Origin of the sequence: Streptomyces sp. NPDC058307 (assembly GCF_042880295.1) — a bacterium.
Taxonomy (GTDB): domain Bacteria; phylum Actinomycetota; class Actinomycetes; order Streptomycetales; family Streptomycetaceae; genus Streptomyces.
The window spans coordinates 96,072-116,755 of record NZ_JBHVYZ010000021.1 but is presented as its reverse complement, the minus strand read 5'-3'; the positions used below and the strand labels follow the sequence as shown (position 1 = coordinate 116,755).

Annotated in this window: 16 protein-coding genes; all 16 read right to left on the bottom strand. The window is 71.1% G+C overall.

Going from position 1 to position 20,684, the window contains the following annotated elements:
- Positions 1-184: 184 nt before the first annotated feature.
- From ACFVYN_RS17835 to asnB, 16 genes are read right to left on the bottom strand one after another with little or no spacing between them, the layout of a single operon-like run.
- The gene (locus ACFVYN_RS17835) at positions 185-1,528 is read right to left on the bottom strand and encodes a glutamate-1-semialdehyde 2,1-aminomutase (RefSeq protein WP_389999117.1); all 1,344 of its coding nucleotides are present in this window, start codon (positions 1,526-1,528) and stop codon (positions 185-187) included.
- Positions 1,529-1,534: 6 nt separating this feature from the next.
- Positions 1,535-2,086 (bottom strand): dTDP-4-dehydrorhamnose 3,5-epimerase, encoded by a 552-nt coding sequence (gene rfbC / locus ACFVYN_RS17830; protein ID WP_389999114.1) that lies wholly within the window; start codon positions 2,084-2,086, stop codon positions 1,535-1,537.
- On the bottom strand, positions 2,083-3,315 hold the full coding sequence (locus ACFVYN_RS17825; RefSeq protein WP_389999111.1) for a polysaccharide pyruvyl transferase family protein: 1,233 nt from the start codon (positions 3,313-3,315) through the stop codon (positions 2,083-2,085). Before ACFVYN_RS17825 ends, rfbC begins: the two co-directional genes overlap by 4 nt.
- Positions 3,312-4,259: a glycosyltransferase family 2 protein gene (locus tag ACFVYN_RS17820; protein ID WP_389999108.1), complete on the bottom strand. Its 948-nt coding sequence runs from the start codon at positions 4,257-4,259 to the stop codon at positions 3,312-3,314. The genes ACFVYN_RS17825 and ACFVYN_RS17820 overlap by 4 nt, the downstream gene beginning before the upstream one ends.
- On the bottom strand, positions 4,256-5,563 hold the full coding sequence (locus ACFVYN_RS17815; protein WP_389999105.1) for a hypothetical protein: 1,308 nt from the start codon (positions 5,561-5,563) through the stop codon (positions 4,256-4,258). The genes ACFVYN_RS17820 and ACFVYN_RS17815 overlap by 4 nt, the downstream gene beginning before the upstream one ends.
- Positions 5,560-6,858: a DUF4910 domain-containing protein gene (locus tag ACFVYN_RS17810; RefSeq protein ID WP_389999103.1), complete on the bottom strand. Its 1,299-nt coding sequence runs from the start codon at positions 6,856-6,858 to the stop codon at positions 5,560-5,562. The genes ACFVYN_RS17815 and ACFVYN_RS17810 overlap by 4 nt, the downstream gene beginning before the upstream one ends.
- Positions 6,855-7,880, bottom strand: coding sequence for an NAD-dependent epimerase/dehydratase family protein (locus ACFVYN_RS17805; RefSeq protein WP_389999100.1), 1,026 nt, complete (start codon positions 7,878-7,880; stop codon positions 6,855-6,857). The genes ACFVYN_RS17810 and ACFVYN_RS17805 overlap by 4 nt, the downstream gene beginning before the upstream one ends.
- Positions 7,865-8,530, bottom strand: a complete 666-nt coding sequence (locus ACFVYN_RS17800; protein ID WP_389999097.1) for a PIG-L deacetylase family protein — start codon at positions 8,528-8,530, stop codon at positions 7,865-7,867. Before ACFVYN_RS17800 ends, ACFVYN_RS17805 begins: the two co-directional genes overlap by 16 nt.
- Positions 8,527-9,321, bottom strand: coding sequence for a sugar phosphate nucleotidyltransferase (locus ACFVYN_RS17795; RefSeq protein ID WP_389999094.1), 795 nt, complete (start codon positions 9,319-9,321; stop codon positions 8,527-8,529). The genes ACFVYN_RS17800 and ACFVYN_RS17795 overlap by 4 nt, the downstream gene beginning before the upstream one ends.
- A complete protein-coding gene (locus ACFVYN_RS17790) occupies positions 9,318-10,577 on the bottom strand; it encodes a class I SAM-dependent methyltransferase (RefSeq protein ID WP_389999091.1) in 1,260 nt (419 codons plus the stop codon). The genes ACFVYN_RS17795 and ACFVYN_RS17790 overlap by 4 nt, the downstream gene beginning before the upstream one ends.
- Positions 10,574-11,815: a glycosyltransferase gene (locus tag ACFVYN_RS17785; protein ID WP_389999088.1), complete on the bottom strand. Its 1,242-nt coding sequence runs from the start codon at positions 11,813-11,815 to the stop codon at positions 10,574-10,576. Before ACFVYN_RS17785 ends, ACFVYN_RS17790 begins: the two co-directional genes overlap by 4 nt.
- Positions 11,816-11,817: 2 nt before the next feature.
- Positions 11,818-13,050: an O-antigen ligase domain-containing protein gene (locus tag ACFVYN_RS17780; protein WP_389999086.1), complete on the bottom strand. Its 1,233-nt coding sequence runs from the start codon at positions 13,048-13,050 to the stop codon at positions 11,818-11,820.
- Between the two features lies 1 nt (position 13,051).
- Positions 13,052-14,590 carry a right-handed parallel beta-helix repeat-containing protein gene (locus tag ACFVYN_RS17775; protein WP_389999083.1) on the bottom strand — a complete coding sequence of 513 codons (1,539 nt, stop codon included), beginning with the start codon at positions 14,588-14,590 and terminating at the stop codon, positions 13,052-13,054.
- 8 nt (positions 14,591-14,598) lie between these two features.
- Positions 14,599-16,539 carry an alginate lyase family protein gene (locus ACFVYN_RS17770; RefSeq protein ID WP_389999080.1) on the bottom strand — a complete coding sequence of 647 codons (1,941 nt, stop codon included), beginning with the start codon at positions 16,537-16,539 and terminating at the stop codon, positions 14,599-14,601.
- On the bottom strand, positions 16,539-18,731 hold the full coding sequence (locus tag ACFVYN_RS17765) for a bi-domain-containing oxidoreductase (protein WP_389999077.1): 2,193 nt from the start codon (positions 18,729-18,731) through the stop codon (positions 16,539-16,541). Before ACFVYN_RS17765 ends, ACFVYN_RS17770 begins: the two co-directional genes overlap by 1 nt.
- Positions 18,732-18,747: 16 nt before the next feature.
- Positions 18,748-20,682 carry an asparagine synthase (glutamine-hydrolyzing) gene (gene asnB / locus ACFVYN_RS17760; protein ID WP_389999074.1) on the bottom strand — a complete coding sequence of 645 codons (1,935 nt, stop codon included), beginning with the start codon at positions 20,680-20,682 and terminating at the stop codon, positions 18,748-18,750.
- Positions 20,683-20,684: the final 2 nt, after the last annotated feature.

The window sequence follows — 20,684 nt, the reverse complement described above, 5'->3', positions numbered from 1 at the left end:
GCCGGCGCCGCGATGGGATGGGCAGAGGTCGCCCTGGGCGCGCACTACCCCACCGACGCGCTTGGTGGCTGGTGCACCGCGCTGGCGGTGATTCCCGCGACCGCGTGGCTGGTCGACCAGGCAGCTGACCGGCTGGCCGACCGGACGGCCGGCGCCAGTCAGCGGGAGCCTCGCTGACCTCACGTCATGCCAAACGACGGAATACAGGCTTCACCGGTCGTCCGCCCACCCAGGGGGTGGGGTCGGCGGCGTCCAGTGCCTTCCGGTACAGCGCGCATGCCTGGGCCACCACGTCGACGGTGTGATCGATGTCGGCGTCGCTGAGCGCGCTGCTCACCACGAACGACGGGGCCAGCACCCCGCCCGCGAGGAGTCGGCGCAGGAACAGAGTGCGGTACTCCTGCGACGGCTGCCCGTTCTCGTCGAGGGTGGCGAAGACCAGGTTGCTGGACCGGCCCCGGACGACGACGTGCTCGCCGACGCCCATGCCGGCGGCCGCGTCGCGGACACCGGCGGCCAACCGTTCGCCGAGGGTGTGCAGCCGCGCGGTGACGCCCTCTTCGACGTAGGTGGTCTGCACGGCCATCGCGGCGGCCAGCGAGTGCGTTTCCGCACCGTGTGTGGTGGACAGCAGGAACACCCGGTCGCCAGAGTGACGCAGTCCGCCCAGCTCCATCAGATCGCGGCGCCCGGCCAGCGCGGAGACGGCGAATCCGTTGCCCAGCGCCTTGCCGAACGTGGAGAGGTCGGGGACGACGCCGTACAGGCCCTGGGCACCCGCCTCGGACCAGCGGAAGCCGGTGATCATCTCGTCGAAGATCAGTACGCAGCCGTGCCGGTCGGCCAGTTCGCGCAGGCCGGCGAGGTACCCGGGCGGCGGCTCGGTGTGGGTGGCGGGTTCGAGGATCAGACAGGCGACCTCGTCCTGGTACCGGGTGAGCAGTTCCTCGGTGGCGGCCAGGTCCCCGTAGGGGAACGTCACGGTGAGCTCGTTGGTCGCCGCCGGAATGCCGGCGGACAGCGGTGTGGTGCCGATGAACCAGTCGTCGGTGGAGAAGAACGGGTGGTCGGCGCAGAGGGCCACCCGCGGGCGTCCGGTGGCGGCGCGGGCGAGGCGTACCGCGGCGGTGGTGGCGTCGGAGCCGTTCTTCGCGAACTTCACCATCTCGGCGGTCGGCACCGTGGCGAGGAAGCGTTCCGCGGCTTCGACCTCCACGATGGACGGCCGGACGAAGTTGCTGCCGCGGTCGATTTCCCGCCGCACCGCCTCGGTCACGCGGGGGTGGGCGTGACCGAGGCTGACCGATCGCAGGCCGGACCCGTACTCGATGTAGCGGTTGCCGTCGACGTCCCATACGTGGGCACCGCGACCGTGACTGATGACGGGGGCCAGGTCCTCGGGATACTGGTCGTCACCCTTGGCGTAGGTGTGCGCGCCCCCGGGGATCAGGGCGTGCAGCCGTTCGTTCGCCGTCCGCGACCGGGGCAGGTGGAACTCCGGGGCCCCTTCGGTGTGTTCGATGGTCAACCGACGTCAACCTTCCTTGTGCTTCAGGACTTGGGCGAGGCTCGGCGCCTCACGGTCCCGTTGGGACATCGACGTAGCCGGCAGTGGCCACGGAATGGAGAGTTCCGGGTCGTCGAATGCGATGGTCACGTCCTCGGAGGGATCGTGCTCTCGGTCGATACGGTAAGAGGTGTCGGCGATTTCGGTAAGAGCCTGGAAGCCGTGGGCGCATCCCGCCGGGATGTAGAGGGTCTTCTGCGTCTCGCCGGACAGCTCGAAGAATGCCCGGCCGAGGTACGTCGGCGAGTCCGGCCGCAGGTCCACGACGACGTCGAAGATCTGCCCGTACGAGCACCGCACGAGCTTGGCCTCGCCGGCGCCGGAGCGCAGGTGCAGGCCGCGCAGCACGCCCCGGACCGAGCGGGAGACGCTGTCCTGGACGAAGGCGTACGGGTCGAGGCCCACCGAGCGGACCACGTCGACGTCGAAGGTGCGGCAGAAGAAGCCGCGTTCGTCGGCGTACGGTGTGGGCTCGAACAGGTACGCGCCGGCGATCTCCGGGACTTCGGTCGCTTTCATGGAGCCTTCCGCGGGGCGTGGGCGTGGGAGTTCGCCCGGAACAGGGTGGTCGTCAAGGCGCTGAATTGCTGGGTGAGCTGCTCTTCGGTGACCCGGTTTCGCTCGGCGAGGGTCTGCCGTAGCTCCACCGCGTGCTTCTCCAGGTCCCGGAACTGTTCGAGCAGCCGGTCGGCGTCGAGCTCGCGTGCCGGGTGGCAGTAGGCGCCGAGGCCCATCCGGTCCATGAGGGCATTGCTCTTCGCCGCATAGCAGAGGGCGAGCACGGGCGTTCCGGTCTTCAGCGCGCAGATCAGGTTGTGGTAGCGGACGGCCACCACGCTGTCGGCGTCCGCCATCTCGTTCATCAGGTCGGCCAGTGAGGCCGGTTGGGCCGCGGTGACCAGCGGTGAGTCCACGGCGTCGAGGATCGCGGCGACCACCGACAGATCGCACTGGTCGCCGGTGAGGAGCCGGACCGGTCTGCCCTCCTCGACGAGCGCGCGGACGAACGTGATCGTCCCGTCGAGGTAGCGCCGGTAGATCTCCTCGGCCCGGTCGCGGTCGTCGTTGCCTCCGTGGAAGTCCATGACGCCGAGGCAGACGGGACCCGGGGTGTCGGCGGGCGCGCTCGACGGCGGTGCCGGCAGGAAGAACGCGAGGTCGGGGTAGACCTCGTCGCGCGAGGTGTCCACGCCCATCGCCCGCATCGCGTCGCGGGACTGCTCGTCCCGGTAGGACCGGTAGGCGGCGAGCCGTGCCGACCAGCGCACCAGGGCACGGGTCGGCCGGCTCTTGATCTCGGCGGCACCGACGCTGACCAGCGCGACCCGGGTCCCCAGCAGCCGTCCGCTCGCGCAGAGCAGGAGCAGCGAGTACGGGAAGCCCCACGGCCGCAGCGGCAGGGTGGCCTCCAGCACGCCCATACCGGGCACGATCACCACGTCGTGCCGGCGCACCCAGGCGGCGGTGCGGAAGACGTCGAGGAGTTTGCCCAGTCCCTTCGACGCGATCGCGCTCGCCCGGGACGCGGTCCGGTACTCCGCGCGGTTCCAGTGCAGACGCGTCGCGGGGATCCCGAACCTGGCCGTCACCGCCTCGGGTCCGCCGCACAGTGCGTCGACGCTCGCGTCCGGGTGCTCGGCGCGGAGGTGTCCGAGCACGGCCTCGAGTGATCCGTCGTTGCCGAGGTTGCCGGAGCCGAGCAGGCCGAACACCCCGACGCGCACCGGGGTGGCGTCCGCTGACGTCATGACTGCCTCCCCTCGCGGCCGGCGACGAGGGCGTCCACGGAGACGGTCAGCTCGGCCGGGTCGACCGGGGCGCGGTCCTCGACCCGCTCGCCGGCGCCCGGCCGGGCCCGGCTGGTCATCCATGCGGCCAGATGGCGGTAGCACTCGCGCCGGTCGGCCGGGGACAGCGGGGCCCGGTGGATCGCCGAGGCGAAGCCCCAGACGTACTCGGCGAGCAGTCGGGGTGTCGGGTGCAGCAGTCCGGCTCGGCGCGGGTCCAGGTTGGCGCACCGGGATCGCTTGGACGGGTTGGCCCGCTCGGCGCGGTTGGGGTGGTCGCGGCGGAAGTACAGCAGTTCCGGCACCTGGTGGAAGCGCCCGTGGAGGGCGATCTCGGCGACGAACGTGCGGTCCGCGTGGTGGTAGCTGTCCATCGGCTTCACCCGGCGCAGCGCGTCGGCGCGGATCACTCCGTAGAAGTCGTCACCGCCGGGCTCGAACAGCATGCTGCGGAAGCGCTCCGGTGCGTGCGGTGAGCCGGTCGCGAGGGTGTACTCATAGGGGACCTTCACCTGGCCGTCGCCGTCGATGACCGCTTGGTCGGCGTGTGCGAGGATCACGTCCGGCCGCTCGTCCAGCGCCTCGACACAGCGCCGGACCAGATCGCGGGCATAAAGGTCGTCGTGCGAGGCCCACTTGAACAGCTCGCCGCGGCACTCGGCGAACACGCGGTTGTGGTTCGGCGTGGCGCCGACGTTCCGGGGCAGCCGGAAGTACCGGATGCGTGCGTCCTGCGCGGCGTACTTGCGGCAGATGTCCTCGGTCCCGTCGGTGGAGGCGTTGTCGGAGATGACCAGCTCGAAGTCCTCGTAGGTCTGGCCGAGCAGCGCGTCGAGCGATTCCGCCAGGTACTCCTCGCCGTTGTACACGGGCAGGCCGATCGTCAGCCTGGGTTGGGAGGTCATGAAGTCCTCACTTCGGGAACGGGGTTGGGGTGGCGCTCGCGCAGGGCGGACCGCAGTTGCAGCCACCACACGGCCGAGCCGCTGACGGTGGCGGCGGCGACGCCCCAGGCCGAGCCGACCGTGCCGGCGAGGGCCGCTCCGCCGAGCCCGCCGCCGACATAGCAGACGGAGGCGAACAACTGGGAGCGCAGGCTGCGCTTGGCGGCACCGAGGGCGCGCAGTCCGGCCGCCGCGCCGGTGCCGAGGCCGGCGCCCGCGACGCTGAAGGTGATCGGCGCGATGAGATGCGAGGAGGAGTGCCAGACGCTGCCGAGGACCAGGTCGCCGAGCCGGTTCGGCAGCAGGAGCAGCGACCCTCCCCAGAGCAGCGCGGCGGTGGCCTGCCCGCCGCCCAGCAGGAGGCAGAACGTGCCGAGGCGGTGGGGGGCCTGCCGCAGCACCCGTGCCGCCTCCGGGACGGTGACCAGCGACAGTCCCATCAGTACGGCGAGGAAGGGGCCCATCAGAAGCTCGGCACCCCGCACCGCGCCCACCGCGCCGAGCCCGACGATCGCGCCGAGCCCGTAGGCCCGCAGTTGGCTCGCGCCGCTGAGGCTGACGTTCTCGACCAGATACCGGTAGCCGAGATCGCGCTGCTCGCGCAGCCACCCGCGCGCCTCGGTCATCCGGGGCCGGATGCCGCACTGGAGACAGCCGTACGCGGCGGCCACCGCGGCGGACGCGCCCCAGGCGAGGACGAAGGCGGCCACGGTGCCCACGCGGGCCGCCAGCACCATGGCCGGGATGAGCGCCACACACCACACGACGTCGTTGACGAAGGCCTTGCGCCCGTTGCCCGCGGCGAAGAACGAGAACCGCCAGGCGTCCTGCAGCAGCAGCCCCGGCAGCATGACGCCCAGGCAGACGAATGCGGGCCCCAGCCGGCCGCCGAGCGCCAGCCCGGCCACCAGGGACACCACACCGATGGCGGTACCCACGCCGAAGGCGGTACCCGTCGACCGGGCCACCGCCCCGCGCCAGGACGCCTCCGGTACGCCGCTGAAGCGCACCACGAGCGGATCGGTGGCCAGGCCCCGGGAGACGTTGAGCACCACGCCGTAGGTCACCCAGGCCAGGCTGAACACGCCGAACGCGGTCACCCCCAGCGACCGGGCCACGTAGATGCCCACCGCGAAATTGCTGATGCTGGAGGCCGCCTGGTCGGCCAGCCCCCAGGACAGTCGGCCGACCAGGGCCCGCTTGGCGGACCGGGCCGGTGGCGCCGCTGTCCGGGAGCTCTCCCCCTCGACGGGCGTGGACGTCATGTCTTGATCAGCCCTGCCTCGTGCAGGGCGGCGGCCGCGTCGGCGACGGTGTCGAACGGCAGCCCGGACCGCTGGGCGACGTCCAGCAGGCTGTGCTCGCCGTCGGAGAGGTTGAGCACCCAGAGGATGGCCATCTGGGCCTGCTTGGTGTCGCTTCGGCCGCCGAGTGCGTCGTACAACCCCCGTCGGCCGAGCTGTGGTTCGCCGTAGGGGCTGAGGTTGAGGTACCGCCGGTTGCGGTCGAGGACGGCGAACGCCTCGCGGCAGACCGCGAGGGTGTCCGCCATCGCCTCCGGGGAGACGAAGTCCAGGTTGTCCGCCGAGGTGTGGTACTCGGGGTAGCCCGCGTACGGGGTCCGGGTGAGCGAGCCGACGCCGAGGTCGAAGCCGGGCGAGCAGTACTGCCGCTCGTCGTAGCCGTACGGAGTGAACTCGGCCACCCGGTGCGGGCGTTCGGAATCGGCCAGCACGTGCCGCAGCACCCGGTCGATCTCCGCGTCGCCGCGCCTGCTCTGCTTGTACGTCAGTTGCCCCCGGTCGCCGGCGCAGGCCAGCACGACGCCGTGCTTGACCCGTTCCACCCGCTCCCTGTTGCGGGCCAGCCACGTGATCGCCCCGATGGTGCCGGGCGCGAAGATGAACCGGTAGGTGTAGTACGGCGTCTGCTCCGCCAGCGCCCGTGCCAGGAACGTCGCCACCGCCACGCCGGCCATGTTGTCGTTGGCCAGCGAAGGGTGGCAGACGTGGCAGGAGACGATCACCTCGTCGGCGACCTGCCCGGGGACCACGTGCTCGGCGTAGCTGAGATGGCCGTCGGCGAGCGTGGAGTCGATGCACACCTCGTACTCGCCGTCCGGCATCGCGTCCAGGGTGTCCTGGGCCAGGCAGAACCCCCACTCCGGCTTGTAGTAGCTGGTGCGGTACGGCACCCAGGACGGGTGGTCCGGCAGGGTGTGCAGGTGGGCGCGCAGTTCGGCCAGCGGCATGGTCCGCGCCACCGGCACGCTGTAGCCGAGCACGTGCAGACTGGACGCGGCGAAGTCGACGACCCGGTTTCCGGCGCGGTCGGCGATGTACGCGTCCCGGATGTTCCACTCCTGCGGCACCGTCCAGTCGAGCACCTGTGTCCCGGTCGGCACCTCGTGGACCTGCAGCGGAATGTACTCGCCGACGATGTCCAGGGTGGCGCGCACCCCGTCGCCCGTGATGCTGCGGCACAGCGGGTACAGCCGCTCCACCAGCGCGTACATCTCGTCGCCGGCCGAGGTCGTCGGCTGTTCGCCGCCCGCGGTCATCCGCGCCACCGCAGGGTGTCGTCGACGGTGCCGGCGTCGGAGGCCGCGCGCAGCACGGCGAGGCGGGTGAAGCGCCGGTCGAAGTCCTCCTTGGTCAGCGCGAACTTGCCGTAGGCGTCGGCCAGTTCGAGTGCACCCCGCTTGACTGTCCACTCGCAGTCGAAGCCGGGGACCGCGGCACGGAACCGGGAGAAGTCCACCCGGTACGACCGCGGATCGGCGCCGTTCTCCCCGGTGATGTTCACCTTGGAGCCGGGCACCGCCTCGGCGACCTGATCGGCGATCTCGGCGACCGTGACGTTGTTGGTCTCGCTGCCGATGTTGAACGCCCGGTCGTGCACGGCTTCCCGCGGTGCGGTCAGCGCGGCGGTGAAGGCCCGTGCGATGTCGGCGGCGTGCACCAGCGGGCGCCAGGGGGTGCCGTCGGAGAGCACCAGGACCTCGCCGGACAGGAGCGCGTGGCCCACCAGGTTGTTCAGCACGATGTCGGCGCGCAGCCGGGGCGAGTAGCCGAAGGCGGTGGCGTTGCGCATGAACACCGGGGTGAAGTCGTCGTCGGCGAGCTCGTGCAGGTCGTCCTCGACCCGCACCTTGGACTCCGCGTACGGCGTCACGGGGCGCAGCGGGGCGTCCTCGCCCACCAGGTCCTCGCCGCCGGCGGCGCCGTACACCGAGCAGGTCGACGCGTACAGGAAGCGCCCCACTCCGGCCTCGCGGGCCAGCCGGGCCAGCCGTACGGAGGCGTGGTGGTTGATGTCGTAGGTGAGTTCCGGCGCCAGCGATCCCAGGGGGTCGTTGGAGAGCGCGGCGAGGTGGATCACGGCGTCGACCCCGGCCACGTGCTCGGCCGTGACGTCGCGCAGGTCCACCCGGTGCCCCGGCGGGTCGGCGGGCGTCGGGCCGAGGACACAGTCCGCGAACAGGCCGGCGTCGAGGCCGACGACCTCGTGTCCGGCGGCGGCGAGGACCGGGGCCATGACGGTTCCCAGATATCCCTGGTGTCCGGTCAGCAGTACGCGCATGGGTCAACCCCCAGGTTGAGCGTGAGTTTGGTGACGGCGAACGCCTCGGCGTATCGCTCGTGGCATTCGATGCCGCGGATTCGCGCGAGGCCGAGGAAGGCCTCCCGGTCGTACCAGGGCCGGTGCCGCTGCGAGGCGTAGTGCTCCTGCAGCAGCCGCACCTTCTGTTCGGCGATCTCCGTCGACAGTGGCTGGTACGCCGCCATGCGGCCGAGGTCGCCGTCCCACTTGACGATCTCGTAGCCGAGCACGAGGTGGTCGCGGAAGGCGGTGGGTATCAGCTGCGCCAGGCCGCGATGGTCCTGGTGAGCGTCGTCGGTGCGCGGGGCCAGGATCAGATCCGGGTCGGTCTGCGCGCGCAGTTCCTCGACCGCGGCCTTGGCCTCGTCCCAGTGCACGGGCATGCGGCCGTCCGGCAGTTTGAGCACGGTCAGCCGCAGGTCGGCGCCCGGGCAGAAGGCGTCGAGCGCGGCCCGCTCCTCCTGCTCCCGCTCGCTGCCGCCGCCGGAGAGCACCAGCGCGTCGACGCGGATACCGGGCCGCGCACGGCACAGCGTCAGCAGCGTGCCGCCGGCGCCGATGGCGATGTCGTCGCAATGCGCGCCCACCGCGACGATCCGGTCCGGGCGTCCGGCCGCGAGCCGGATCACGCGCTCACCCCGGCGTTGTCGCCTTCCCACACGGCCCAGGGGCGGTCGCCCTGGGCGTAGGCGGCGTCGAGCGCGGCCCGCTCCTTCACCGTGTCGGTCGGCTTCCAGAAGCCGCGGTGCTGGTGCGCCACCAGCCGTCCCTGCTTGGCCAGTTCGGCGCATCCGTCGGCGACCAGGTCCCCGCCCTCGGGTATGTGGTCGAAGACCTCCTGGCGGAGCACGAAGTAGCCGCCGTTCTCCCACAGCGGCAGTTCGCTCACCGCGGTGATGCCGCCCACCAGGCCGTCCTCGCCCAACTCCACGCAGTGGAAGGAGGACTGGGGCGGCACGACCATCATCGAGGCGCCCGCGTCACGCTGGGAGAACTTCTCGATCATCTCCGGCAGCGGGGCGTCGGTGAGGACGTCCGCGTAGTTGGCGAGGAACATCTCGTCGCCGTCCAGGTGGTGGCGCACGCGACGCAGCCGCTCTCCGATCGGCGACTCGACGCCGGTCTGCGCGAAGGTGATCGTCCAGTCCGAGATGTCGGTGGACAGGAGCTCGGTCCGCCCGCCTCTCAGCACGAAGTCGTTGGACGTCGTCTCCTCGTAGTTGAGGAAGAAGTTCTTGATGTGGTGGGCCCCGTACCCGAGGCACAGGATGAACTCCTTGTGCCCGAAGTGCGCGTAGTAGCGCATGACGTGCCAGATCAGCGGTCTGGGGCCGACCATCGCCATCGGCTTGGGCACGTCGTCGGAGGTTCCGTTGCGCATCCGCATGCCGTAACCGCCGCAGAACAGAACGACCTTCATGCTGTGACCTTTCGCGACGCGGCCTCGACGATGCTCAGTTCCGGGATGGGAAAGACCAGCCGGCCGCCCCACTCGTGCACGAAGGACAGCTGCTCGACCAGCTCGGCCCGCAGGTTCCACGGGAGGACGAGGACGTAGTCCGGTCTGTCGGCGGCTATCTGCTCCGGCGGCAGGATCGGGATACGGGTGCCCGGCGTGAACCTGCCGTGCTTGTACGGGTTGCGGTCGACCGTGTACGCCAGCAGGTCGGGCCGGATGCCGCAGTGGTTGAGCAGGGTGTTGCCCTTGCCCGGGGCACCGTAGCCGACGACCGTCTCGCCGCGCTCGGCCGCCTCGATGAGGAACTTGAGGAGGTCCCGGCGTACCTTGGCCACCCGGGCGGAGAACTCGGTGTAGCCCGACAGTTCCTGAAGCCCGGCGGCCTTCTCGCGGGCCAGCACGTCGGCCACCCGCTGCGTCGGCTCCCCGGCCACCTCGGCCGGGCGCGACCACAGCCGGATGGAACCGCCGTGCGTGGGCAGCAACTCGACGTCCACGAGCGTCAGTCCGCCGCTCGCCAGGGCCTGGATCGCGGACGCGACCGTGTAGTACTGGAAGTGCTCGTGGTAGATCGTGTCGTACTGGTTCTCCTCGATCAGGGTCAGCAGGTGCTGCACCTCGATGGAGACCCAGCCGTCGTCGGCGACCAGGGCGCGCAGCCCCTGGGTGAAGCCGACCACGTCGGGGATGTGCGCGTACACGTTGTTGGCCACGACCAGGTTCGCCGGGCCGTGCTCGGCGCGGACGGCCGAGCCGGTGTCCGGGCTCAGGAACTCCGTGAGCGTGGGCACGCCCGCGTCGCGTGCCGCGGCGCCGACGTTCACCGAGGGCTCGATGCCGAGGCAGCGGATCCCCCGGTCCACCATGTGCTGCAGCAGGTACCCGTCGTTGCTCGCGACCTCGACCACGAAGGCGTCGGAGCCTTCGGCGTCGAGACCCACGCGCTCCACGGCGTCGGCGACGAAGGTGCGCGCGTGCTCCACCCAGGAGGTCGAGAACGAGGAGAAGTAGGCGTACTCCTTGAACGTCTCCTCCGGCGTGATCAGCGGCGGGATCTGCGCGAGCCAGCAGTCGGTGCAGACCTGCAGGTGCAGCGGGTACGCGGGCTCCGGCTGGTCGAGTTGGTCCGCGGCGAGAAAGCTCTCGCACGGTGGCGTGGCCCCGAGGTCGACGACGCTTGCCATCGCCTCCGAGCCGCACAGTCGGCATCGTGTCATCTGTTGTCCCCATCCCCCCTGCTCACGCGGGTGTCCCCGCCGCGAGTCTGTGCTGACCGCCCCGCGATCACGGAGCGGTACTCGTCAACCAGACGGTCGAGGCCGACCGTCGGGCTGAAACCCTGTTCGTAACGGCGCCGGGCCGCCTCACCCATCTCCCGGTTGCCGGTCGGCTCGCCCGCGATCCGGCGTATGCAGGACGCGAGGGAGGCGGACTCGCCCGGCTCGTGCAGCAGCCCGGTCACCCCGTCCTCGACGAGTTCGACGAAGGCGCCGTGGCCGGCGGCGACGACCGGGACCCCGGCCGCCATCGCCTCCACGACCACCAGACCGAACGCCTCCAGCCACGTCGAGGGAGCCACCACGGCGACCGACCTCGCGATGGCCTTCTGGCAGTCCGCCGTGTCGTACAGGCCGACGTACCGCACGTCGTCCCGGCCCGCCGCCCAGGCGGTGACCTCTGCCTCCAGTGGTCCCGTGCCGGCGATCACGAGCGGTACTCCCACCCCGCCGCTCGCTGCGATCTCGTCCCACGCGGCCATGAGCAGCCGTACGCCCTTGGCCTCCGCGAGCCGGCCGAGATACAGCAGATGCTCGCCTGCGTCCGTTCGGCGCGCGTCCGGGTCGGGCACGAAGTTGTGCTTCACCGCCAGCCGCTCGGCCGGCATGCCGGCATGCACCAGGACGTCGCGCTGCGCCGCGGAGATGCAGAAGAAGCGCTCCACGCCGGACCACCACCGCCGCCGGTTGGCCGACAGGCTGACGGCGAGCGGCACGGTCGCGAGACGGGAGCCCCGGTAGCAGCCGTGCCGGACGGCGGGCAGTGGCGTCGACCCGACGCAGTCGGTGCACGGCCGACCGTCCCGCTGCAAGGTGCCCGGGGGGCAGACCTGGGTGTAGTTGTGCAGCGTCGCCACGGCGGGCACGCCGGCGTCGGCGCAGGCGGCGAGCACCGAGGGCGACAGGAGCGGGAAGACGTTGTGGATGTGGACGATGTCCGGCCGCTCGGTGCGGAGCCGGGCGGTGAGTTCCGTACGGACCGCCGGGTTCCACGGCACCCGCAGGGGCACCGCGACCTTGGCGAGGAGGGACATGGCGCCGATGTCGTCGCTGCGCCGCTCGCACATCTCGACCCGGTGGCCGGCCTCGCGCAGCAGGTCCACCTCCTGGTCGACGACCTTGTTCTCGCCGCTCGGCTGCGCCGAGCCGTAACGGTTGTGCACCACGAGGACGTGCATGCTCACCTCACCTCGGATCTCTGGGCCCAGCGCGGGACGTGTCGTCGGGGCACGACGGGCGTCGCGAGGGGGACGGCTTCGGCAGGTGCCGCCAACAGCGCGGCGGCCAGGGCCAGGTGCAGCAGATACGGCGAGGCGTCGCCGAGGCCGGCCTCGGTGTACGACGCGATCGCGCAGTAGCTGATCAGGAAGATCGCGCAGGCCCGCTGCAGCGACGGTGGCCGCAGCAGCGCGACGCCGCCCAGCACGATGATGACCACCGCGACGAGGGTGACGCCGATCAGGCCCTGTTCGTTGTAGACGGCCAGCCAGCTGTTGTCGATCGGCAGGCCGCCGAACGACTTGTCGCCCAGGCCCACGCCGAACCACTTCTCCCCGGTCGTCCGGGGCGCGGCCAGCAGGGCGTCCCAGACCTTGGCGCGACCGGTGAGGCTGGAGAAGTTGTCCTTGCTCTGTCCGCGCAGGAACCACGCCTGCAGCGCGGAGGCGAAGCCCACCGCGGCAACCGTGGCGCACAGCACCGCCCAGCTGAAGAAGCGGCGGGCAGCGGCGCTGGTGAGCAGGAGTGAGCCGATCGCCAGCACCAGCCCGAGGAGCAGGCCGAGCGTGGCCGTCCGGGTATGGGTCAGGGCGAGCAGGACGAGGGACGGCACGATGACCACCGCCGCGCTGGTCCTGTCGGTCCGGCGGCCCAGGAGGAGCAGCACGGTGAGCCCGATGATCACCGCGGCGTACTGGCCGATCTGCGGCGGGGTGAGCGGCCACAGCGCGCCGACCAGCCGCCCGCCGTAGAGGTCGGGCAGGGCCGTGCCCGGTGAGACGACCAGGCCGAGGGCTACCGACCCCAGCACGGCGTAGTACATCCGGATGTGGTGCCGTACGAACGTCAGACTGCCGTCCCACCAGCGGCTGAGCAGCCACAGCGTGCCGACGAAGAGCGTCAGCCTGAAGCAGCGGAACAGCGCGCCGAACCCGGACTCCAGATGAGCGCTGGAGATCACGCTCGTCACCAGCAGCAGGGTGAGCAGGAACAGGTAAGCGCCGGCCCGGATGCGCAACCGGGCATTGATCGCGAGCGCCAGCGCGAACGCGGCAACCAGTGCGCCCATGGTGACCATCTGGATGAGGGAGCGGGGCAACGGGACGATGGTCTTCGCCCCGGCGGAGCCGAGCGTGTTGAGGACCAGCAGCCCCCAGACCACCCCGACGACCTTCGGCGTGCGCTCTGCCTCCATCTCAACCACCGGCCCGGTCGACGAGGGTGCTGCCCGCGTCCTGCTGGTTCGGGGTTCTCTGCCAGCCCTCGAATTCGAGCGTCGTGCTCGGATCGTGGACGACGAACTTCCATGGCCCGACGTAGACGTTGTCGTACCAGCGGTTGTGCTGCTTCTGCGTGATCGCGTCGGCCACCTTCTCGCCCTTGTACGGCGACCAGTCGGGATAGGTTCCGTAGTTGGACAGCACCGCCATCCGGTCGCACTTCGTCGTGCACCTGACGACGGACTTGTCCAGCACGAAGCGGTTGTCGTGGATGTCCACCCGCTGGGTCTTCCACCGGCAGTCGGCGTAGAGCGGCGCCTTGGCGATCGCCGGCTGCGCGCAGCTGTCGGTCTTCTTCACCAGCAGCGTGCAGTCACCGGACGAGGTGTTGGCCGGGCTGTTGCAGAACCGGTCGGCGTTCTCCCACAGGGTGATCCCGGACCAGTTGTTCTCCAGCAGGTTCCGATAGACCTCGATCTTGTCGGTGCGGGCCTTGATCCGGGGTTCCCCGCCCGACTCGGACAGGTAGACGGTCGCGAACGGGAAGCTGTCGCCGCTGTCGGCCGCCTTGCGGCCCTCGACCCAGTTGTTCCGCCGGATCGTGTTCTTCCGGATGATCGCGTTGTAGCTGATCTCGTAGATCAGCGCTGCACCGTCGTTGGCCTCGATCACGTTGTCCTCGATGAGGAAGTCGTTGTTGTTCGTGTCGGCCCACAACCCGGTTCCCCGGTTGTCGTGCACCCAGTTCCCGCGTACGTCGGCGCCGTTGACGGCCCAGAACTTGATGCCTCCGGTGCAGCCGCAACCCGGCTTGCGCCGCTCCCAGTCGCCGGTGTTGTTGCCCACGATCTCGTTGCCCTCGACCACCAGGCCGGTGATGCGGCCGTTTCCCTTGTACGCGTTCATGCCGTACTGGCCGTTGTTCCGCAGGCAGCTGGCGCGGACCTGCTGGCGGGCACCGGCCATCAGCCCGGCACCGGAGTTGTCCTGGATCGTCGTGTCCTCGATCACCCACCCGTCGGCCGAGTCATGGTTGACCACGCCCTCGTCCGGCGGCGCGACGAAACCCTGCACGGTCAGGTAGCGGATGGTGACGTCGCGGGCGCTGCCGCTGAACGCGTACTGGTTCTTCTTCCCGCCGTCGAGCACTGCGCCCGGTGCGCCGAGGTAGCGGTCCCCGTTCTTGGGAAAGACCTGGGCGTAGCGGTCCGGGTCGAGCCTGTGCCTGCCCGGCCGGAGCCAGAACGTGGTGTTCGAGGGGCTGCTCCTGGTCTTGGCCGCCAGGTCACCGACCTTCACGGGGTCGACCACCACCGCACCCGCCGGTGCCTTGGCCGGCCCGGCCGCGGGGTTGGCGCACACCCGGGCCAGGGACGCGGAGCGTGCTCCGGACGTGGTCTGCGCAGCGGGCGGGTTCGCACGGGCGTCCGGCGTACTGTCACAGCCGGTCGCCGCCAGCAGGGCCAGCGCCAGCGGTGCCGCCGCCAACGCCCAGGGCCGCCTCTTGATCCCCACGTGCCCCCCTAGCCGCAGAACCTGAGCACGGTGGTGAAACCCTCCGCGCCGTCGGTGAAGCCGCTGCCGATCAGGGTGGTGGCGGGTTCCTTGCGCCCGAATCCGGCGGAGTACCAACCCAGCGGCGGCTCGCTCTCGCCGCGGTGCGCCTGCCAGGACAGTTGCGCGGGCAGGTCGAGTACGGCGGAGCGGTCCTCGCCGTCGCGGGTCCAGGCGAGTCGTGCCCGGCTCCCGGTCAAGTCGGCGGTGATCGCCGGGCCGAGGTGGAACGCCAGGTTCACGGTCCGGCGCGGGCCGCTCACCTCGTCGACCAGCGTCAGCTCCTGGCTCGCGGCCGTCAGCTCCACCCGGCGGCGGTGCACGGACCCCTGGTAGCCGTCGTGCTCGGCAGCCCAGCGGGCCACCTCGCCGGACGCGTCCGCGGCCAGGACACGGCTCTCGGCATGCCGGGTCCACAGGAACGGGCCGCCGGAGACGGACTGGTCACCGCCGTCCAACTGCAGGGTGTTGTGGCCGAGGGTCGACCGGAAGTACTGCCGCCACTCGGGCTGCCCGTGGTAGCAGTACGTCCCCGGGTCGGCGAGCACGTCGACCCCGTCGTGCCGGACCTCCACGGACAGCGCGTCCGCGTGGGCGTGCGCGGCAATGGACAGGAAGCCGTGCGGCCCGCCGTCGCAGCGGCACCAGAGCTCCTCCGGGCCGCGCAGGATCGTCATACCCGCGTCGGCGAAGTGGGCGGGGCGGCTCGCCGGGCGGGTCACCGACGGTTCGGCGGGTTTGACGAGCGCGGCCAGCAGCGGGGTGCGCACATCGGTGGCGGTCACCTCCGGCCACCAGTCGAGCCGGCCGAACACGGCGTCCCCGGTGGCCAGCAGCGAGGCCCAGCGGTCGGTGCCCGCACCGTCCACGATCAGACCGTGCCCGTCGTCCGCGTCCCCCTGGCGCGGCGGCCGGAGTCGGTTGTCCACGACGGCCGCGAGCGCGTCGGTCATGCGCAGCAGCACCAGCCGGACGGTCGCGGGGACCTGCACTCCGGCTGCGTCCGCCTCGGCCACCGCGGCCAGGCCGAGCTCCAGGACCAGTCCGTGGTACTCGGTGGCCAGCTCGCGGTTGAGGCCGGAGCCGTAGGTGTTGCCGCGCAGCTGCCGGTCCAGCGAGCGCAGCGCGTCGGCCCGCCAGCGCGCCGAGGAGGGGAACCAGTCGAACGCGCAGGACGCGGCGAACTGACCGGCGGTCTCGGCAATGACGTGGTTGTTCGCCGAGGAGCCCCGGCTGGGGAAGGCGGCCAGCCAGCGCTGGTGGTGCCAGATCTGGTTCCGCGCCACCGGGTTGCCCTCGAACAGGTCGGCCGCGCCCGGCCAGCCGTCGAGCAGTCGGCGGACCCACACCCAGGACAGCAGCCGGATGCCCAGCTCGATGCCGCTTATCCAGTGGACGCCGCGCAGCGGCGGGTTGACCGACCACCACGACCGCAGGTGCTCGGCCACCCGCTCGGCGTACCGCTCGTTCCCGGTGATCGCGTAGGCGGCCGCGAGCTGGGTGAGGTACTGGTGCCGGGACGGCTCCCAGATCTGCTTGATGTCCCCGACCGCGTCCTCGCTGCGGTACGGCACGTCGAAGGCGTAGGCCGAGGGGGCCCGGCGCCCGGTCTTCGGATCGCGCCACCAGTCCGGGTCGGCCAGATCGTCGCGGGCCACCCCGAAGAACTCCGCGTGCCCGTCCATCAGTCGGTCCGCCTCGGCGACGAGGCGTTTCGCGGCGTCGGCGGGTACGGCGGCGATCGTCCCGGTGGGCAGCACGGCGGTGAACCGGGCGCCGGTCACGCTCGGGCAGTCGGGCGGCGCAGACCGCCAGCGCCGTCTGCGCAGCGTGTCGCCCACCCGGCCCGCGACCTCGTGCGGCCCCATCCGGGACAGCCGCCGGAGGTACCAGCCCACGCTCATGGTCATCAGGCCCTCGCCAACGTCACCGGCACGCCACCGGCCAGGCCGGCCTGCACGGCGAGGGTGGCCGCCGTGGTGGCGACCAGTGACTCCAGCGGCACCGGCATCGGCCCGCCGGTCCGGACTGCCTTGATGAACGCCGCCAGTTCGGCGTTCTGACCCTTGTCCCGCGCCTTGGGCAGCCGCGAACTGACCCACTTCTTACGGCCGGCCCTGCCGTCCGAAAAGACCGAGGCACGCACGAAGTCGTCGAGTCGCAGCGCGCGGCCGTCCGCGACCAGGTCCAGCGTCTCCTTGGGGAAGCCGGACGGGCCGGTGGTGACGTAACTGATGGTGGCGGTGGAACCGTCCGGGTAGCGCAGCACGACCTGCAGGTCCTCGTGGCCGGACGTGGCGGTCGCGTACACCGAGACCGGGTCCGCGTCGAGCAGCCAGCTCGCCGTGTCGATGAAGTGTCCGCCTTCGCCGGCGAACCGCGAGCCCTCGGTGCCCTGCTGGAGGTACCAGCTGCCGTGCGCGAGGCGACCTGCGTTGACCAGGTAGCGGAGGTTCGCCGGACCGGTCCGGGCGCCGAACCGCGCCCTGGCCTCCTGCAGCAGCGGCGCGAACCGGCGGTTGAAGCCCACCTGGAGCCGGTCGTTGCCGGACTCCTCCACCGCCGCGAGCACGCCGGCCAGTTCGTCCTCGGTGAGTGCCAGAGGTTTCTCCACGAACACGGTCTTGCCGGCCAGCAGTGCCTGCCGCGTCAGTTCGGCGTGCGAGCTGTGCCGGGTGACCACGAACACCGCGTCGATGGACTTGTCGCCGAGCACGGCGTCGAGGTCGGTGGTCGCCTCGGCGAAGCCGAACTTCCGTTGCGCGTTGGCCGCGGACAGCGACGTCGTGGTGACGACGGCCGACAACTCGACGCCCTCGCGCTGTGCCAGATGCGGCAGCAGCATCGACGTCGCGTAGTTTCCCGCGCCGACGAACGCCAGTTTCACCGGCGTCCTGGCGGCTCGGGCCGGACGTGCCTTCACGTCCACCGCGGGCACGGCGACCGCCGGGGCCTTCGCCTCCTGCGCTTTCCCCGCCTGTTCGGGGTACCGGAACAGCGCGGTGATGGCCTTCAGCTCGCCGTCCTTCAGGCGCTGGTAGGTCTCGACGGCGTCGTCGAAGTCGGCGACGTGGGAGATCAGGGGCTCCACGTCGACCTTGCCGCGGGCGGCGAGGTCGAGGAAGCAGGCCAGGTTGCGGCGCTCGGTCCAGCGCACATAGCCGATCGGGTAGTCGCGTCCCTCCAGCTCGTACTCGGGGTCGTAGCGGCCGGGGCCGTAACTGCGGGAAAACCGGACGTCGAGTTCCTTCTCGTAGTACGCGTTCCACGGCAGGTCGAGGCGGCACTTGCCGATGTCGACGACCCGGCCGCGGTCCCGGGCCAGTTTGGCGGCCAGCTCGACGGGCTGGTTGCTGCCGCCGCCGGCGGCCAGGTACACCTGGTCCACGCCGTGTCCGTCGGTGAGTTCGGCGACGGCGTTCTCCACGGCGGCGGAGGCGGGGTCGCCGCAGGCCGCGGCACCCAGGCGCTCGGCCAGCTCGCAGCGCGCCGGGTCGGGGTCGGCGCCGACGACGCGGACTCCCGAGGCGGCCAGGAGCTGCACGACCAGCTGCCCGATCAGCCCGAGGCCGACGACCAGGGCCACTTCGCCGAGCTGCGGCTCGCCCTGGCGGACGCCCTGCATGGCGATCGATCCGACGGTGCCGAAGGCCGCGTGCCTGGGCGCGAGGCCGTCCGGCACCGGGACGTAGAGGTTCTTCGGCACCCAGTTCAGCTCGGCGTGCAAGGCGTGCTCGTTGCCGGCGCAGGCCACGAGGTCGCCGACCTTCACGTCGTCGATCCCGGCGCCGACCTCCTCGACCACTCCGCACAACGAGTAGCCCAGCGGTGTGTAGGAGTCCAGCTTGCCCATCACCTTGCGGTAGGTGGCGGGCACCCCGTTCGTGGCCACGCTCTGCATGACCTTGGCCACCTGGTCCGGCCGGGAGCGGGCCTTGCCCAGCATCGACATGCCGGCCTCCGACACCTTCATGAGCTCGGTCCCCGTGGAGATCAGCGAGAAGGCACTGCGGACCAGCACACCGCTCGGCTTGCACCCCGGCACCGGCACGTCGAGCACCGCCAGCTCGCCGCTCTTGTAGTTCTGTACGACCTGTTTCACCGAAGTCCCCTGATTCCTAAGCCGTTTGCCGAGTGCTCTGGCCGGACCCGGAGGTCGCGTCGCGATACCAGTACTCGAGGGTCAGCACATGCCACAGATGCTTGGAGAAGTCCTGCTGCCCGGCGGCGTCCTCGGCGACCATCCGCGCCAGCGCGTCCCTGCGCAGGAACCCGGAACGCACGAGCTCGCCGTCGTTGACCACCTCGCGCACCAGCGGTGCCAGATCCCGGCTCATCCAGGCCCGCAGTGGGGCGCTGAACAGCCCCTTGGGCCGGTAGACGATCTCCCGGGGGAGGATCGAGGTGGCCGCCTCCTTGAGGGCGGCCTTGCCCTGCCGTCCGACGATCTTGCGGTCGCCGGGCACGGCGAACGCCGCCTTGACCACCTCGACGTCCACGTACGGGACCCGCACCTCGGTCGACGCGGCCATGCTCGACCGGTCCGTGTAGGCCAGGTTCAGGCCCGGCAGGAACATCCGGGCGTCCGCCAGGCACATGCGGTTGACGAAGTCGTCGAGTTCGTTGTCCTCGTAGATGTCGGCATGCTCGGTCACCACGTCATCGACCGTCCCCGCCAGGTCCGGGTCGATCAGGGCGAGCAGCTCGTCCTGGTCGTACATGGTGTAGCTGCGCCGGAACGCGGTCTCCTCCGGCAGGTCGGCAAAGGAGAGGAACCGCTTCGCGAAGCGAACCGACCGCAGTCCCCGGCGGGACGTGGCGACGGGCAGCCGGCCCACGGCCGCGGACACCCCGCGCCGCAGAGGGCGCGGGACGCGTTGGTAGCGCAGTGCGAGCAGGTTGGCCAGGTGCTTGCGGTACCCGGCGAAGAGCTCGTCGGCGCCCATCCCCGAGAGCATCACCTTGACCCCGGCCTCCCGTGCGGCCTCGCAGATCAGGAAGGTGTTGATGGCGGCGGGGTCGCCGATCGGCTCGTCCAGGTGGTACGTCATCTGCGGCAGCAGGTCGAGCACGTTCGGGGCGATCTCGATCTCGTGGAGGTCGACGCCGAACTGCTCGGCCACCTGCCGGGCGTAGCGCAGGTCGTCGGGCATCGCCTCGAACCTGGCGTCCTCGGCGCGGAACCCGATCGTGTAGGCGGAGATCCCCGGCTGGTGACGGGCCGCAAGCGCGGTCAGCCAGCTCGAGTCGAGGCCGCCGGACAGGAAGGTCGCCACGGGTACGTCGGAGAGCAGGTGCTGCCGGGTCGACTCCTCGACGATGGCGGCCAGATCCGGTTGTTCACCGGCCCGGGCCCGTTCCTGGCCCTCGGCGGCGACGTCCTTCAGGTTCCAGAACCGGCCGCGCTCCACCCGGCCGTCGGGTCGGCACCGCAGCCAGCTTCCCGGCGGCAGCTTCTCCGCTTCGCGGAAGGCGCACCGTGAGTCCGGCACCCAGTAATAGAGCAGCGAGGCCACCAACGCCGCATGGTCCACCTCCAGCGATCCACCGGTCGCGCCGGCGAGCGCCTTGAGCTCGGAGGCGAACATCAGGCCCTCGCCGCGCCGGAGCAGGAACAGCGGCTTGATACCCAACTGGTCGCGGACCAGCACCAGTTCACCGGTGCGCTCGTCGAAGATGCCGAACGCGAACATGCCGCGCAGCCGGGGCAGACAGTCCGTGCCCCAGCGCCGCCACGCCTCGAGCAGCACCTCGGTGTCGGAGGTACCGCGAAAGCGCACCCCGGCGGCCGCCAGTTCGGTCCGCAGCTCGGGCGCGTTGTACAGCTCGCCGTTGTACGTCAGGGCGAGGCCGTCCGAGACCATCGGCTGGGCTCCGGTGTCGGACAGGTCGATGATGGACAGCCGGCGGTGCCCGAGTTGCACCTCGCCGTCACCGACGGGGTGGCCGTAGCGACCCGCCCCGTCCGGGCCGCGGTGGGCGAGGGTGTCGGTGAGCCGGTCGGTCACGATCTTGCCGTCAGGCCATCGGTAAGTCCCTGCGATACCACACATGT